Annotated in this window: 11 protein-coding genes and 1 tRNA gene; 6 read left to right on the top strand and 6 right to left on the bottom strand. The window is 71.3% G+C overall.

Annotation, left to right across the window (positions count from 1 at the left end):
• Positions 1 to 261: 261 nt before the first annotated feature.
• Positions 262 to 1,653 (top strand): NAD(P)/FAD-dependent oxidoreductase, encoded by a 1,392-nt coding sequence (locus DJ476_RS21335; protein WP_103418547.1) that lies wholly within the window; start codon positions 262 to 264, stop codon positions 1,651 to 1,653.
• 279 nt (positions 1,654 to 1,932) lie between these two features.
• Positions 1,933 to 3,249: an SAM-dependent methyltransferase gene (locus DJ476_RS21340; protein ID WP_103418548.1), complete on the top strand. Its 1,317-nt coding sequence runs from the start codon at positions 1,933 to 1,935 to the stop codon at positions 3,247 to 3,249.
• A 115-nt stretch (positions 3,250 to 3,364) separates the two neighbouring features.
• Here DJ476_RS21340 and DJ476_RS21345 read toward each other — a convergent pair whose 3' ends face one another.
• Both DJ476_RS21345 and DJ476_RS21350 read right to left on the bottom strand, forming a co-directional pair.
• On the bottom strand, positions 3,365 to 5,899 hold the full coding sequence (locus DJ476_RS21345; protein WP_103418549.1) for an ABC transporter permease: 2,535 nt from the start codon (positions 5,897 to 5,899) through the stop codon (positions 3,365 to 3,367).
• Positions 5,900 to 6,005: 106 nt separating this feature from the next.
• Entirely contained in the window at positions 6,006 to 6,776 is a 771-nt protein-coding gene (locus DJ476_RS21350; protein WP_019764807.1) for an ABC transporter ATP-binding protein, read from the bottom strand.
• A 550-nt stretch (positions 6,777 to 7,326) separates the two neighbouring features.
• Between DJ476_RS21350 and DJ476_RS21355 the strand changes: the two genes are divergently transcribed.
• The 3 genes from DJ476_RS21355 to DJ476_RS21365 all read left to right on the top strand — a co-directional run bounded on the left by DJ476_RS21355 (position 7,327) and on the right by DJ476_RS21365 (position 9,019).
• A tRNA-Leu gene (locus DJ476_RS21355) sits at positions 7,327 to 7,412 on the top strand.
• Between the two features lie 189 nt (positions 7,413 to 7,601).
• The gene (locus DJ476_RS21360; protein WP_103418550.1) at positions 7,602 to 8,483 is read left to right on the top strand and encodes a Bax inhibitor-1/YccA family protein; all 882 of its coding nucleotides are present in this window, start codon (positions 7,602 to 7,604) and stop codon (positions 8,481 to 8,483) included.
• A gap of 218 nt (positions 8,484 to 8,701) precedes the next feature.
• Positions 8,702 to 9,019, top strand: a complete 318-nt coding sequence (locus DJ476_RS21365; protein ID WP_019764805.1) for a hypothetical protein — start codon at positions 8,702 to 8,704, stop codon at positions 9,017 to 9,019.
• Positions 9,020 to 9,101: 82 nt separating this feature from the next.
• Here the strand turns inward: DJ476_RS21365 and DJ476_RS21370 are convergent, their stop codons facing one another.
• From DJ476_RS21370 to DJ476_RS21380, 3 genes are all read right to left on the bottom strand, one after another.
• Complete coding sequence (locus DJ476_RS21370) at positions 9,102 to 10,004, bottom strand: hypothetical protein (RefSeq protein WP_241565583.1); 903 nt, start codon at positions 10,002 to 10,004, stop codon at positions 9,102 to 9,104.
• Positions 10,005 to 10,503: 499 nt separating this feature from the next.
• Positions 10,504 to 11,724, bottom strand: a complete 1,221-nt coding sequence (locus DJ476_RS21375; RefSeq protein ID WP_028417635.1) for an acetyl-CoA C-acetyltransferase — start codon at positions 11,722 to 11,724, stop codon at positions 10,504 to 10,506.
• A gap of 216 nt (positions 11,725 to 11,940) precedes the next feature.
• Complete coding sequence (locus DJ476_RS21380; protein ID WP_103418551.1) at positions 11,941 to 12,948, bottom strand: SGNH/GDSL hydrolase family protein; 1,008 nt, start codon at positions 12,946 to 12,948, stop codon at positions 11,941 to 11,943.
• 232 nt (positions 12,949 to 13,180) lie between these two features.
• Here DJ476_RS21380 and DJ476_RS21385 point away from each other — a divergent pair, with 232 nt between their 5' ends.
• Positions 13,181 to 14,587: a cystathionine beta-synthase gene (locus DJ476_RS21385; protein ID WP_103418596.1), complete on the top strand. Its 1,407-nt coding sequence runs from the start codon at positions 13,181 to 13,183 to the stop codon at positions 14,585 to 14,587.
• Positions 14,588 to 15,275: 688 nt separating this feature from the next.
• Here DJ476_RS21385 and DJ476_RS21390 read toward each other — a convergent pair.
• Positions 15,276 to 15,740, bottom strand: a complete 465-nt coding sequence (locus tag DJ476_RS21390) for a hypothetical protein (protein ID WP_112491319.1) — start codon at positions 15,738 to 15,740, stop codon at positions 15,276 to 15,278.
• Positions 15,741 to 15,760: the final 20 nt, after the last annotated feature.

Consider the following 15,760-nt stretch of genomic DNA (forward strand, 5'->3'; position numbering starts at 1 on the left):
GGGCCATACGAAGGGCCCTGCGGCAGGCGTACGGGCGCGTTCCAGGGGTGTTGCGCGGGTGTGAAGAGGGGTGGGTGTACGGCCCTCCCGGAGGGCCAAGGGCCAGCTCACAGGCGGTCAGGAACGATTCCCGGGCCGTTGCGGTTCCCTTTCCGGCCCATGACCTGGGTCACGCGGGCGGCGAAGTGTAGCAGAGGGTGGCTCAATCCTTGTGAAGGGGCTCACGAGCACCCCCCTGGGGCGGGGTGGATACTCGATGGCATGAGCACCACGGAGCGTCCCAGGATCCTCGTTGTAGGCGGTGGGTACGTAGGCCTGTACGCAGCTCGTCGCATTCTGAAGAAGATGCGGTACGGGGAGGCGACCGTCACGGTCGTCGACCCGCGGTCGTACATGACGTACCAGCCCTTCCTCCCCGAAGCTGCCGCAGGCAGCATCTCGCCTCGGCATGTCGTCGTCCCGCTGCGACGAGTGCTGCCCAAGGCTGAGGTTCTCACCGGTCGTGTCACGACCATCGACCAGGACCGCAAGGTCGCCACGGTCGCGCCGCTCGTCGGCGAGGCCTACGAGCTGCCCTTCGACTACCTGGTCATCGCGATGGGCGCGGTCTCCCGTACCTTCCCGATCCCCGGCCTCGCCGAGCAGGGCATCGGCATGAAGGGCATCGAGGAGGCCATCGGCCTGCGCAACCACGTCCTGGAGCAGCTGGACAAGGCTGACTCCACGACCGACGAGGACGTCCGCCGCAAGGCGCTGACGTTCGTCTTCGTGGGCGGCGGCTTCGCCGGCGCGGAGACCATCGGCGAGGTCGAGGACATGGCCCGCGACGCGGCGAAGTACTACACCAACGTGAAGCGCGAGGACATGCGCTTCATCCTGGTCGACGCCGCCGACAAGATCCTTCCCGAGGTCGGCCCGAAGCTGGGCTCCTACGGCAAGGAGCACCTGGAGAGCCGCGGTGTGGAGATCTACCTCTCCACCTCCATGGACTCCTGCGTCGACGGCCACGTGGTGCTCAAGAACGGTCTGGAGGTCGACTCCAACACCATCGTGTGGACCGCCGGTGTGAAGCCGAACCCGGCGCTCGCCCGCTTCGGTCTGCCGCTCGGCCCCCGCGGCCACGTGGACACCACCGAGAAGCTCCAGGTGCAGGGCACCGACTACATCTGGGCCGCGGGCGACAACGCCCAGGTGCCGGACATGGTCGGCCGCCGCGCGGGCAACCCGAACGCCTGGTGCCCGCCCAACGCCCAGCACGCGCTGCGGCAGGCGAAGGTCCTCGGCGACAACGTGATCTCCGGCATGCGGGGCTTCCCGCAGAAGGAGTACAGCCACGCCAACAAGGGTGCGGTCGCCGGTCTCGGCCTGCACAAGGGCGTCGCGATGATCGTCATGGGCAAGATCAAGATCAAGCTCAAGGGCCGTCTCGCCTGGTACATGCACCGCGGCTACCACGGTCTGGCCATGCCGACCTGGAACCGTAAGATCCGGATCTTCGCCGACTGGACGCTGGCGGTGTTCCTCAAGCGCGAGGTCGTCTCGCTCGGCGCCATGGAGACGCCGCGCGAGGAGTTCTACGAGGCCGCCAAGCCGGCCCCGGCTCCGGCCGCCGCCGCTGCCAAGCCCGAGGGCGAGAAGGCCAAGGCCTCCTGACCCCCGGGTGACCGCTCCGCGAGGAGCGCGCCCGAACGACGCCCGAGGGGCCGTCCGCCATCCGTGGTGCGGACGGCCCCTTCGGCGTGTCCATCGCCCTGTCTGTCGCGGGTTTTGCCCTTTCGTTGCCCGGTGGCGGGATGACGGAGCGTGGCGGGAGAGTTGACGGAGAAGTACGGCGTACTGGCACCGCGGCACGTGACGGCGAACCATGAGTACGTACGTACGCAGTGAGCTCGTTGTGTTTGTCGGGGAAACACCACCACGGAGGTGTGCGTCATGGCACGCGCCGCATCGCGGCTGACCGCTCTCGCCGAAGAGTTGCTCTCGGAACCCCTACCGGTCCGCATCAGGGCCTGGGACGGCAGCGAATCGGGTCCGCCCGGCGCCCCCGTTCTCGTGATCCGCCACCGCCGTGCCCTGCGCAGACTCCTGTGGAAGCCGGGCGAGCTGGGCCTGGCCCGCGCCTGGGTGGCCGGGGAGATCGACGTCGAGGGCGATCTGTACGAACTCCTCGACCGGGTGGCCGGGCTCCTGTGGGAGCGGGGAGCCGATGCCAAGGACGCCGTCCACCCGGTCCGCGACCCCGCCGTACGCGCCTTCGCCGCCGGCCTCCTCAAGCTGGCCGGACCCTGGCCGCCGCCCGCCCCGCCCGTCGAGGAGGTCCGCCGCCGCACCGGGCCGCTGCACACCAGGCGGCGCGACAAGGAGGCCATCAGCCACCACTACGACGTGGGCAACGACTTCTACGCCCTCGTCCTCGGCCCCTCCATGGTCTACTCCTGCGCCTACTGGGAGGACGGCGGCACCCTGGAGGAGGCCCAGCGCGACAAGCTCGACCTGGTCTGCCGCAAGCTCGCCCTGAAGGAGGGCGACCGCCTCCTGGACGTCGGCTGCGGCTGGGGCTCGATGGCCATCCACGCCGCCCGCGAGTACGGGGCGCGGGTCACCGGCATCACCCTCTCCCGGGAGCAGGCCGCCCACGCCCGCAAGCGCATCGCGGAGGAGGGGCTCACCGACCGGATCGAGATCCGCGTCCAGGACTACCGGGACGTCGCCGACGGACCGTACGACGCGATCTCCTCGATCGGGATGGCCGAACACGTCGGCTCGGTCCGCTACCGCGAGTACGCCGACGTCCTCTTCGCCCTCCTCAAGCCCGGCGGACGGCTGCTCAACCACCAGATCGCCCGCCGCCCGGAGAAGGACGAGGACGCCTACCGCATCGACGAGTTCATCGACTCCTACGTCTTCCCCGACGGCGAACTCGCCCCGGTCGGCCGCACCCTCTCCCTCCTGGAGGAGGCCGGGTTCGAGGCCCGGGACGTCCAGGCGCTGCGCGAGCACTACGCGCTGACCCTGCGCCACTGGGTGGCCAACCTGGAGCGCCACTGGGAGGAGGCCGTACGGGCCACCTCGCCGGGCCGGGCCAGGGTCTGGCGGCTCTACATGGCCGCCTCCGCGCTCTCCTTCGAGCGCAACAGGATCGGCGTCAACCAGATCCTCGCGGTGCGCCCGCAGGACGGCGGCTCCGCCCGCCTGCCGCTGCGCTCCCGGGCCTGGACGGAGAAGCCGGGGGCCGACCCGTACGCCTGACGCGCGCACGGATGACCTGCGTACGCCTCCGGTACGGGCGAGGGGCCGGTGCACCGCTCTCCAGCGGTGCACCGGCCCCTCGTCGTCCCTGCGTCCCGGCCTCCCCGGGCCCCGGCTACTCCGTCTTGATCGCCGTCAGCATGTTGAGCTTGGCGGCGCTGCGGGCGGGCCACAGCGAGGCGAGGACGCCCACCAGGCCGGCCAGGGCCAGGAAGACCGCGAGGCGGTCCCACGGGATGACCAGGGCGTAGCCGGGGATGTCGTCGGCCAGGGTCTGGCCGATCGCCCAGCCGAGGAAGACCCCGAGCCCGACGCCGATCACCGCTCCGAAGACCGAGATGACGACGGCCTCCAGACGGATCATCCGCTTCACCCGGCGGCGGTCGAGACCGATCGCCCGCAGCATGCCGATCTCCTGCTGGCGCTCGAACACCGACATCGCGAGGGTGTTGACGACCCCGAGGACCGCGATCAGCAGGGCCATGGCGAGCAGCCCGTACATGATGTTCAGCGCGGTGTTGATGAAGCCGCCGAACATGTCACGGATGTCCTGCCGGTCCATGACGCTCATCGCCGGGTTGTCACCGAGCGCGTCCACGATGGACTGCTCGTTGGCCTTGCTCGCACCGCCGTCGGCCTTGATCCAGATCTCGCGGATCTCGGGGCGGGAGGAGGCGCTGTGCCGGTCGGCCATCTCCTTGGGGATCACGAAGGTCGACAGGAAGTCGTTCTCCTTGTAGACCGCCCCGATCGTGATCTCGCCCTTCTTGTCGTCGTCGAACTTCACCGGGAGGGTGTCGCCGGTCTTCCAGCCGTTCGTCTTCGCGGTCTTGGCGCCGACGGCGACCTGACCGTCCTTCAGCGAGGCGAGCGAACCGGAGACGGTGTCCAGCGAGAAGACCTTCTCCACATCGCCCGGGTTGACGCCGGAGGCGGACTGGTACTCCCCGTCGACCTCGAACCAGGCCGCCTGCTGCGGCGAGATCGCGGAGACGCCGTCGGCCTTCGACAGGGCGGTGAGCGCCGACTCGTCGAGCGAGTCCCCACTGGCCATCGTGACCATGTAGTCGGCCTTGATGTTGTCCGTGGTCATCTTGTCGATGGCCTGGCCGAGGGTGACACCGAGGACCGAGATGCCGGTGACCAGGGTCAGCCCGATCGCCAGGGCGGAGGCAGTGGCTCCGGTACGCCGCGGGTTACGGACCGCGTTCTGCGAGGCCAGCTTCCCGGAGACGCCGAACAGCTTCTTCAGCAGCGGCCGCACCAGGGCGATGACCGGGCGGGAGAGCAGCGGGATCAGGATGATGATGCCGATCAGGGCGAGGAAGGCGCCGGCCGCGACCAGGTAGCGGCCGTTCGTCCCGCCGGTGCCCGCACCGGCGACGATGCCCACGGCACCGGCCAGGGCGATGAAGCCGCCGATCGAGTTCCGTACGACGAGCGACTTGACGGTGGCGGTGGCGTGCACGCTGCTCATCGCCGCGACCGGGGCGATCTTCGCGGCCCGGCGGGCGGGCAGCCAGGCGGCCAGGACGGTGATCAGGATGCCGACGGCGAAGGCGGAGACGACCGCGGTGGTCGAGACGACCAGCGGACCGGCCGGGATCTTGCCGCCGAGGAGCCCCATCGCGGAGCGCAGCCCGGTGGCGAGGCCGAGGCCGAGGAGGAAGCCGATGACGGAGGCGAGCAGCCCGACGACGGCGGCCTCGATCAGCACGGAGCGCTTGATCTGGCGGCGGGAGGCGCCGATGGCGCGCATCAGGGCCAGCTCACGGGTGCGCTGGGCGACCAGCATGGTGAAGGTGTTGGCGATGAGGAAGATGCCGACGAAGAGGGCGATGCCCGCGAAGGCCAGCAGCATGGTGTTGAGGCTGGTGAGCCCGGACTCGATCTGCTTGGCCTGCTCGTCCGCGAGGGCCTTGCCGGTCTGGGCGGTGGCCTCCTCCGGCAGCAGCGGGGTGATCGCGTCCAGCAGCTTCTGGTCGGAGGCGCCCGCGTCGGCGGCCACGGTGGCGTTCTGGAAGACACCGGGCTTCAGGTAGAGGTTCTGGGCGGTCGCGGTGTCGAACAGCACCAGGCTGCCGCCCGCGTTGACCGCGCCGTCCTCGGTGGTGAAGACACCGGAGAGGGTGTACTCCTTCACCGGGCCGTTGGTGGCGACCCGCACCGGGTCGCCCACGCGGTACTTGCCCTTGGCGGCGGTGTCCTGGTCGAGCGCGATCTGACCGGCCTTCACCGGGCCGCCGCCCTGGGTGAAGTCGTACGCGGAGTCCTTGCCGTCATCGCCGGGGGCGAAGTTGCCGCCGGTGTTGGACCAGCCGTTGCCGATGAGCTTGCCGTCGGGGTCGGCCACGCCGGCGAAGCCGCTGACCCGGCCGGTGACCGAGGCCACGCCGTCCACGGCGCGGATCTTGTCCAGGGTCGCGGCGTCGAGGCCGGGGGTCTTGTCGTCGCGCCCGCCGGCGTGGGTCTCCACGGCGACGGCGACGTCGTCGTAGCTCTTGGCGGACTGGTTGCGGAAGGCGTTGCCGAGGGTGTCGGTGAAGACGAGGGTGCCGGAGACGAACGCTACGCCGAGCATGACGGCGAGCACGGTCATCAGCAGCCTGGCCTTGTGCGCGAGCACATTGCGCAGGGCGGTACGGAACATGTCTGTGTGTCCTGGGATGGGTGCCGGAAGGGGGACGTGGAGCGCGGCGGGCGGGTCTCGGTGCGGCGGGCCGTCGGACGGCGGCCGCTCCGGCCGACCGCGGGGGTCAGCTCGTGCGGCCCTTCGCGTCGAACGCCTTCATCCGGTCGAGGACCCGGTCGGCGGTCGGCTGGATCATCTGGTCGACGACCGCGCCGTCCGCGAGGAAGATCACCCGGTCCGCGTAGGAGGCGGCCACCGGGTCGTGGGTCACCATCACCACGGTCTGGCCCAGCTCGCGCACGGAGTTGCGCAGGAAGCCCAGGACCTCGGCGCCGGAGCGGGAGTCCAGGTTCCCGGTCGGCTCGTCACCGAAGATGATCTCGGGCTGCGAGGCCAGGGCACGGGCCACGGCGACGCGCTGCTGCTGACCGCCGGAGAGCTCGGTGGGCCGGTGCTTGAGCCGCTCCGAGAGCCCCACCATGTCGATGACCTTCTGGAGCCACGCGGCGTCGGGCTTCCGGCCCGCGATGTCCATCGGCAGGGTGATGTTCTCCAGCGCGGTCAGCGTCGGCAGCAGGTTGAAGGCCTGGAAGATGAAGCCGATCTTGTCCCGGCGCAACTGCGTGAGCTGCTTGTCCTTCAGCGTGGACAGCTCGGTCTCGCCGATGCGCACCGAACCGCTGCTGAAGCTGTCGAGACCGGCCACGCAGTGCATCAGCGTCGACTTGCCGGAGCCCGAGGGGCCCATGATCGCGGTGAACTCGCCCTGCGGGAAGTCCACGGTCACCCGGTCCAGGGCGACGACCTGGGTCTCACCCTCGCCGTAGACCTTCGACAGCTCCGTGGCGCGGGCGGCCACCGTGGTGGTGCGGTGAACGGTGGGAGTGGTGGTCACAGGGACGCTCCTGGTTCGGGTGATGCGGATGCATACGGGGACGCGGCCCGCGCTGACGGCGGTGCCTCGGGGACTACTCCATCGTCACGTCCCGACGGCCCCCGGTCGTCACTCCCTATGCCCGTTCCCGTGGCCCTCTTGAGTCGCATCACCGGGGTGGAGGGGTCCTCCTCGGGTATGACACCGACCCCGAGGCTTCATCCGAGGGGCGGTCCGATGACTCAGGGTGATCTCCGCCGGCGGGCCGCGCGGACGCCCGCGGACGCGGAGCGGGCGGTCTCCCGGCCGGGCCGGAACCCGAGGGTGGCGGACCCCCTGGCGAACCATGGCGCGCACCTGGCGCATTGGGCCGTACGGGTGCGGCGACTTTCCGTCAATCCCGTACAGCCTGTTGCCGACCGGTAACCGGTGTGGGTGCGTGGTGAGACCGCGCGTATGTGCTGACGGTCCCTCAAGCGGTCAATAAAATAGGACAACATCGCGCCACTGTTCCGCTGATCGGGGGACGCCCCCGGATAGGGTCAGTTGCCAACGCGGAGCCGCGCGGCACGCCCGGATGGTGGAACGTAGACACGGCGAGCTTAAACCTCGCTGCCCCTCGGGGGCGTGCCGGTTCGAGTCCGGCTCCGGGCACCACGATTCTCACAGGGTGTGACCAGGTGTGACGGGCCGCGGACGGAGCGGGGTCTCCCGGGCCGGGAACGCGTCCGTACCGCCCCCGGACGGCCTACCGTGATAAAGATCCTCCCCTGGCACTAGGGTGCTTCTTTTGCCTACCCATTACTCTTGTCGCAAGGCCACGCAGTGTGGCCATGGAGGAGTGAGATGAGGAGCAGCAACCCGGTCTTCTCGCGACGGGGGTTCAGCCGCGACAACGGCCACGCGAGCTTCAACGCGGCGCCGCAGGCCGGGGCCGCCACGGCGGGGACCAACCCGTTCGCGCAGGGCACCGCCGCAAACCCGTACGCCACCAACCCCTACGCCCAGGGCACGCAGCCCGGCGCCCCGGCGCCCGCGCGCACCGACGCGATGACCATCGACGACGTGGTGACGCGTACGGCGATGACGCTCGGTCTGGTCGTCGTGGCCGCCGCCATCGCCTGGTGGACCATGCCGGTCGACGAGGGCAACCTCGGCACCGCCTACGGTGTTGCCATCGGCGCCGCGATCATCGGCTTCGTGCTGTCGCTGGTGAACTCGTTCAAGCGCCGGCCCTCGCCGCCGCTGATCCTGCTGTACGCCGCCTTCGAGGGTGTCTTCCTCGGCATCGTCAGCAACATCGTCAGCGTCTACGTCGCCCCCGGCGCCGCGATGCAGGCGGTGCTCGGCACGATGGCGGTCTTCGCCGGTGTGCTGATCGCCTACCGCACCGGTCTGATCCGGGTCACGCGCCGTTTCTACGGCTTCGTGATGGCCGCCGCCATCGGCTTCATGCTGCTGATGATGGTCAACCTGCTGTTCGCCGTCTTCGGCGGCGGTGACGGCCTCGGCTTCCGCAGCGGCACGCTCGGCATCATCTTCGGCATCGTCGCCATCGTGATCGGCGCCTGCATCCTCGCCCTCAACTTCAAGCAGGTCGAGGACGGCATCGCGTACGGCGCTCCGCGCGAGGAGGCATGGCTGGCCGCCTTCGGCCTCACCGTGACCCTGGTGTGGATCTACATCGAGATGCTGCGCCTGGTCGCCATCCTCAGCGGCGACGACTGACCGGCCGCGCAGGATCCGCACCACCCGTAGTACCCGTAGCACCGGAAGGGCCCGCAGGCATCGCGCCTGCGGGCCCTTCGGGGTTGCTGGGGAGCCCGGTGTGCCGGGAGGGGCGCCGGTGACCGTTGCTTCCGTCCGGTCTGTTCGCCGCCGCCCGGGCCGTTCCTCCCGCCGGTCCGCCTGGCATCCCGGCGGGAGGGGCGCGTAGGGTCCGGTGCGTGCTCGATACGACGCCTCTCATCCTGGCCGTGGACCGATTCGCCGACCGGCTGCGTTCGGCCCCGCAGAGCCGCCTCCAGCGCGGTGCCGCCGCCGAGGCGCTGGCCGCCGCCCGCGAACTCGCCGTACGGGCCCAGCGCATCGAGAGCCCCGGTACGGAGCCGCGGGAGCTGCCGGACGCGGGGATGTTCGCCGTGGGCGACCAGCTCGCCGTCGCCGGGCGGGATCTGGCGGTGGCACTGGTGACGGCCCCGCCCGGAGAGCTGGACGAGGCCGTGCGATACGTCGAGGGGGCGGCGGCGCGGGCTTTCGCGTAGCCGCCGGGTCGGGCGGGCGGGGGCCCGCAGGGTCGCGGGGCCGCGGGGCTGGACGGGTGCCCGCCGGTCGGGCGGGACGGGGTCAGAACGAGGCGATGACGCGGTCCGCGAGGATGTAGACGTTCTCCTCGCCGCAGGAGAAGGTCAGGGCGTAGGCGCCCGAGACGCCCGAACCGCCCAGCAGCACCGGCTGCCGGCCCGCCCGCAGCGCGTCCGCGAGCCGCTCGGCCGTCTCACGGTGGCCGGGGGTCATACAGAGCGTGGTGCCGTCGGCGAAGACGTACACATCGAGCGTCCCCAGCGGGCCCGGCCGCACATCGGTCAGCTCGGTGGCCAGGTCGGCCAGCTCCTCCAGCCGGCTCACGGTGCGCTCGTGGTCGGTGACCACCGGCGTCTGTACGGGGACGAAGTCCGGGTGCGAGGGGTGGCGGCGGCGGGCCGCGGCCAGCTCGGGGGAGTCCTCGGGGTGGTCCGCGATCTCCGGCAGGTCCGTGAAGTCACCGCCGAACTCGCCCGCGAACTCGCCTGCGATGTCGGCCGTCTCGTGCTCCGCGAGGGTCCGCTCGCTCAGCTCGGCCAGCTCCTCCATCGCCTCGGCCGCCTCGATGTCCAGCGACTCCAGACCGGCGAAGTCGGACTGGCGCGGGAGGTAGAAGGGGGTCTCCTCACCGAGCACGGGCACCCCGCCCAGCAGCGAGGGGGCGTCCGCCGCGTCACGGGCCTCCTGGGCGGCCCAGAAGGCGCGCGCCTCGGCCAGCTCGCGCTCGCGCTCCTCGGCCAGCGCCTCGGCCACGGCCGCGCGTATCTCCTCCGCCGGGGTGGCGGTGTGACGGTTCTGCGGGGGCACCGACGCACCGAGAGCGCGCCCCTCGGCCAGCTCCGTGCGCAGGCCCGCGACCTGCTTGCGCAGCCCGTGAGCGGCATGCAGCGCGGCGGCGCCGACGGCCGTGGCAGCGGCGGTGGTCAGCAACAGGGCAAATGACATGGCGCTCACTGACAACTCCCGGTTTCAATCGATACCCCCGACTTCCTACATCAGCTTGGCCTGTACCCGTACCGGCTGTCAGTGCATTACGTCACGAAATGGACAGGTCTTTCGGTCCTGGGTTTAGCCCCAAAAGGCCGTGACCTGCGGAAACGACTCTCCCCCGGGACGCAGATCACATCCTGGGGGAGATTCGGTCACGGTCGGGGCTCGGCCGGATTCGGACACCCGGTGAGAAGGGAAGCCTGGGGCCGGTACGAGCCCCGTACGGGGCCTGGCTCAGTGCCCTCCGCTGCGGCTCAGCTCAGCCGCTCGTGCTGGTGGTCGCGCTGAGCCTCGCCTCCGCTGCGGGCAGGTGCCGCACTCGTACCTCGCACGACCCCTACCCTCCGCTGCGGCTCAGCTCAGCCGCTCGTGCTGGTGGTCGCGCTGAGCCTCGCCTCCGCTGCGGGCAGGTGCCGCACTCGTACCTCGCACGCCCCCTACCCTCCGCTGCGGCTCAGCTCAGCCGCTCGATCACCATCGCCATGCCCTGGCCGCCGCCCACGCACATCGTCTCCAGGCCGAACTGCTTGTCGTGGAACTGGAGGCTGTTGATCAGCGTGCCGGTGATGCGGGCGCCGGTCATGCCGAAGGGGTGGCCGACCGCGATCGCGCCGCCGTTGACGTTGACCTTCTCCAGCGGCAGGCCGAGGTCCCGGTAGGAGGGGATGACCTGGGCGGCGAACGCCTCGTTGATCTCTGCGAGGTCGATGTCGTCGATCGTCAGACCGGCCCGCTTCAGCGCCTGCTTGCTGGCTTCGACCGGGCCGTACCCCATGATCTCGGGGGAGAGGCCGGAGACGCCGGTGGAGACGATCCGGGCCAGCGGGGTCAGGCCCAGCTCCCGCGCCTTGGTGTCGGACATGATCACCAGGGCGGCGGCGCCGTCGTTGAGCGGGCAGCAGTTGCCCGCGGTGACCAGGCCGTCGGGGCGGAAGACCGGCTTCAGGCCCTGCACGCCCTCCAGGGTGACGCCCGCGCGCGGGCCGTCGTCCTTGGCGACGACCGTGCCGTCCGGGGTGGTGACGGGGGTGATCTCCCGCTCCCAGAAGCCGTTCTTCAGGGCCTCCTCGGCGAGGTTCTGCGACCGTACGCCGAACTCGTCCATCTCCTGGCGGCTGACGCCCTTGAACCGGGCCAGGTTCTCCGCCGTCTGCCCCATCGAGATGTACGCGTCCGGGACGAGGCCGTCCTCACGCGGGTCGTGCCAGCTCGCACCGGACTCCTCGGCGCGGGCGGCGGTGCGGGCCTCGGCGTCGGCGAAGAGCGGGTTGTGCGTGTCCGGGAGGCTGTCGGAGTTGCCCTTGGTGAAGCGGGACACCATCTCGACGCCCGCCGAGATGAAGACGTCGCCCTCGCCCGCCTTGATCGCGTGCAGCGCCATCCGGCTGGTCTGCAGCGAGGAGGAGCAGTAGCGGGTGACCGTACAGCCGGGAAGGTGGTCCATCCCCATCTGTACGGCGATGATGCGGCCCAGGTTGTTGCCCTGCTCGCCCCCGGGCAGACCGCAGCCCAGCATCAGGTCGTCGATGTCCTTCGGGTCCAGCTCGGGGACCTTGGCCAGCGCGGTCTGGATGATCGTGGCGGTCAGATCGTCCGCGCGCAGGTCCTTGAGGGACCCCTTGAAGGCGCGGCCGATCGGCGAACGGGCGGCAGAGACGATCACGGCTTCGGGCATCACGCGGCTCCATGAGGGCTGGAAAGCTGGGTGGACGAGAGAACTCCCCTGGAAGCTACCCGGGCGTATCGCCCGGGTCACCCGGCAGGCCGTGTGATGAGTGACTCTTTTCTAAGCGCTTGCTCAGGGCGGCCTGCCGGGGCTGGGGCTGGGGTCCGGGGCATCCGGCGTGGGCTCGGGGCGTCCCGTACGGTCCGGGCCGCCGGGCCCCGGCCCCTACGTGTGGCCGTGCGCCGCGTCCGGGTGCGAGGACGGTGCCGGTTCCGTCTGGGTGGAGGCGGGGAGGCGCCGCCGCCTGCGGTGCTTGAGGAGGGCCCAGGGGGCGCGGGCGCCCGTGACCTCCGTACCGGCCTCGCGGGCCGCCTGGGAGGCCGCCTTGGCCACCGGGAGGATGTCCTCGCGGCGCGCGCCGTCCAGCCGGTCCGACTCCGGCCACAAACCCAGCACCGCGCAGAGCGTCGGCAGCACCGCCATCGACGCCGTCGCGTACCCCTCGGCGGAGGGGTGGTAGTTGTCCGGCCCGAACAGCTCACGCGGGTTCGCCGCGAACTCCGGGCCCAGCAGGTCGCCCAGCGACACCGTGCGCCCGCCCTGCTCCACCGTCCCGATCGTCTGCGCGGCTGCCAGCTGCCGGCTCACCCGCCGGGCCAGCCAGCGCAGCGGCTGGTAGACCGGCTCGATCGTGCCCAGGTCCGGGCAGGTCCCCACGACCACCTCCGCCCCCGCCGTCCGCAGCCTGCGCACCGCCGTCGTCAGACAGCGCACCGACTGGGTGGCGGGCATGCGGTGGGTGACGTCGTTCGCACCGATCATGATCACGCAGACGTCCGGGGTGCGGGCCGGGTCCGCCAGCAGCAGCGAGACCTGCCGCTCCAGATCGTCCGACCTGGCCCCCGGCAGGGCCACGTTCCGCAGGTCCACCGGCCGCTCGGCCACCGCCGCGAGCCCCGAGGCGAGCAGCGCCCCCGGGGTCTGCCCGGCCCGCCGCACCCCCTGGCCCGCCGCCGTCGAGTCCCCGAGCATCCCGAGCCGCAGCGGATCGTTCGGGCCGGCGAACGCCACCCCGTACCGCCCGTCCGCGCTCGGCGGAACCGGGGCCGTACCGCCGCCCACCTGCCTCTTCGCGAGCTGGACCTCCGCCAGGAACACGCCGACGGCCGCCGCACCGATCAGTCCGATGCTCCCACCGCCGTAGGCCGCGCCCGCCGCGATCCGCCGTGCCACCCTTGCTCTCGACACAGTCCGGTCCACCTCCTCCTCGCCGTACCGCCCTACAACTACCTACCTGCCCCGCGAGGGGCGCCGCCCAATCGCACTGTCCGTCCCCGTCTCCGTACGCTCCGTGTCCGGCCTTCCTTTCCGGCCTCCTTTTCCGGGGGTGGAGGGCTTCCGTGCGCATCGTGCGGCCCGTACGCATACTCTGGGCCGGACCATCTCGGAGATCCCGGAGTACACGGTGCAATTCCACGATTCGCTGATCACTCTTGTCGGCAACACCCCGCTGGTGAGGCTGCGCAACGTCACGGCAGGCATCCAGGCGACCGTCCTGGCCAAGGTCGAGTACTTCAACCCCGGCGGGTCGGTGAAGGACCGCATCGCCCTGCGCATGATCGAGGCGGCCGAGCAGAGCGGCGAGCTGCAGCCCGGCGGCACGATCATCGAGCCGACCAGTGGCAACACGGGCGTCGGCCTGGCGATCGTCGCCCAGCAGAAGGGCTACAAGTGCATCTTCGTCTGCCCGGACAAGGTGTCCACGGACAAGATCAACGTGCTGCGCGCGTACGGCGCCGAGGTCGTCGTCTGCCCCAGCGCGGTCGACCCGGAGCACCCGGACTCGTACTACAACGTCTCCGACCGGCTGGTCGCCGAGACGCCGGGCTCCTGGAAGCCCGACCAGTACTCCAACCCGAACAACCCGCGCTCGCACTACGAGACCACCGGTCCTGAGCTGTGGGAGCAGACGGAGGGGAAGATCACCCACTTCGTCGCGGGCGTCGGCACTGGCGGCACGATCACCGGCACCGGGCGCTACCTCAAGGAGGTCAGCAACGGCGCCGTCAAGGTCATCGGCACCGACCCGGAGGGCTCGGTCTACTCCGGTGGCTCGGGTCGCCCGTATCTGGTCGAGGGCGTCGGTGAGGACTTCTGGCCCTCCGCCTACGACGCCGAGGTCACCGACGAGATCGTCGCGGTCTCCGACAAGGACACCTTCCAGATGACCCGCCGCCTCGCCAAGGAGGAGGGCCTGCTCGTCGGCGGCTCCTGCGGCATGGCGGTCGTCGGGGCCCTGGAGGTCGCCAGGCGGCTCGGCCCGGACGACGTGGTCGTGGTGCTGCTGCCCGACAGCGGCCGCGGCTACCTGAGCAAGATCTTCAACGACGAGTGGATGGCCGACTACGGCTTCCTGGAGGACACCAGCTCCTCCCCGCAGGTCAGCGCCGTGCTGAACTTCAAGGAGGGCCCGCTGCCCTCCCTCGTCCACATGCACCCGGACGAGACGGTCGGCCAGGCGATCGACGTCCTGCGGGAGTACGGCGTCTCCCAGATGCCGATCGTGAAGCCGGGCGCCGGACACCCCGACGTGATGGCCGCCGAGGTCATCGGCTCCGTCGTGGAACGGCAGCTGCTGGACGCCCTGTTCACCCAGCGCGCCTCCCTGACCGACCCGCTGGAGAAGCACATGTCGGCCCCGCTGCCGCAGGTCGGCTCCGGCGAGCCGGTCGAGGACCTGATGGCCGCCCTCAGCGGTGCCGATGGTGCCGACGCGGCGATCGTGCTCGTCGAGGGGAAGCCGAAGGGCGTCGTCAGCCGACAGGACGTGCTCGCGTTCCTCGCGAAGGACGCGGGCGTCGCGAAGGCCTGACCGGCCGTCGACGTCGACGTGCGGGCCCGGTCGGCCCCCGGCTCGCAGCCTGAGCCGCCCTCGGCACGCGGCCCGCGCTGCCACCGGCTCGCGCGCCTGACCGGCCGTCGGCGCTCGGACCCGTTCGGCCGTCGGTGCGTGGTCCGGACCGGCTGTCGGCTGCGGACCTGACCGGTCGGCCTCCGGCCCCGCAGGTCCGACCGGCCGTCCGTGCCCGGACCCGTTCGGTCGCCGTCCGGCCCCCGCAGGTCCGACCGGCGCGGCCCGCGCGGACCGGGCACCCGCGAAGGGCGGCCCGGGCTTCGCGAAAACGGTACGAGCACGTCACGTCGGCGCAGCACCCGCTTAACACGGCTCCGGCAGATTAGTGGGTGTCGGCAGGGAGACCAGCCGGCACCCAGAACGGCGACACCGGACTACGGAGCGGCTCCCGGACCTCCACCGTCGCCCGGACGCGGCCACCCGGCCCTGACCCGGACCGCGTCCCTCGCGGGGACCGCCGTCGTCCCGCCCCCCGGGCCACCGGGGGTGCGGCGGCCCCCGCGACATACCTCACCGTGCGGCCGGACCCCTCGTGGGCCCGGCCGCACGGCCGTTCCCGCCCGCCCGCGCGCCCGCCCACGGCCCCCGGTGAACCCTCCCGTCCCTGTGGCTCGTTCCCTCCTACCCCTCCACCCCGTACGCCTGCTCACTCCTGCCACTCCGGGACCGCACGGCGCCGCTCCCGCTCCCGCTGCCGGAACAGCCCCCCGGAGTGCGCCGCGTGCACCGCGTTCACCCCCACGATCCCCAGCCAGGCGACCACCAGCCCCTCGATGCCCGCGTTGACGACCCCGATCGCGGAGAGCGGCACGGCCAGGACGAGCGAGACGACCGCGAAACCGAATCGCTCCCCGAAACCGGCCGCCGCCGCGCCCGCCGTCCCCACCCCCGCGGCGGACGGCGGGCGAGCGGCCCCGGGACCCCGGGCGGCCGTCACCTGCTGCTCGGCGAGATGGCGCCGGACCCGGCGGTCCATGGTCGAGTCGAGGCGCTGTTCGACCTTCTCCAGGAAGGAGTCGACGAGCGCCGACTCATACTCCGGCCCCAGCTCGCCGCGCGCCTGGAGCGTGGCGGCCAGCTCCTTCTTCAGCTCGTGGTCCCGTGCTTCCATACCCGTTACGTTACGAGCGC

This window comes from Streptomyces bacillaris, assembly GCF_003268675.1.
GTDB classification, from domain to species: Bacteria; Actinomycetota; Actinomycetes; order Streptomycetales; family Streptomycetaceae; genus Streptomyces; species Streptomyces bacillaris.

Coding starts and splice junctions, on each gene's coding strand:
- DJ476_RS21335 (WP_103418547.1), top strand. CDS start 262: ATGAGCACCACGGAGCGTCCCAGGATCCTCGTTGTAGGCGGTGGGTAC.
- DJ476_RS21340 (WP_103418548.1), top strand. CDS start 1,933: ATGGCACGCGCCGCATCGCGGCTGACCGCTCTCGCCGAAGAGTTGCTC.
- DJ476_RS21345 (WP_103418549.1), bottom strand. CDS start 5,899: ATGTTCCGTACCGCCCTGCGCAATGTGCTCGCGCACAAGGCCAGGCTG.
- DJ476_RS21360 (WP_103418550.1), top strand. CDS start 7,602: ATGAGGAGCAGCAACCCGGTCTTCTCGCGACGGGGGTTCAGCCGCGAC.
- DJ476_RS21370 (WP_241565583.1), bottom strand. CDS start 10,004: ATGTCATTTGCCCTGTTGCTGACCACCGCCGCTGCCACGGCCGTCGGC.
- DJ476_RS21375 (WP_028417635.1), bottom strand. CDS start 11,724: ATGCCCGAAGCCGTGATCGTCTCTGCCGCCCGTTCGCCGATCGGCCGC.
- DJ476_RS21390 (WP_112491319.1), bottom strand. CDS start 15,740: ATGGAAGCACGGGACCACGAGCTGAAGAAGGAGCTGGCCGCCACGCTC.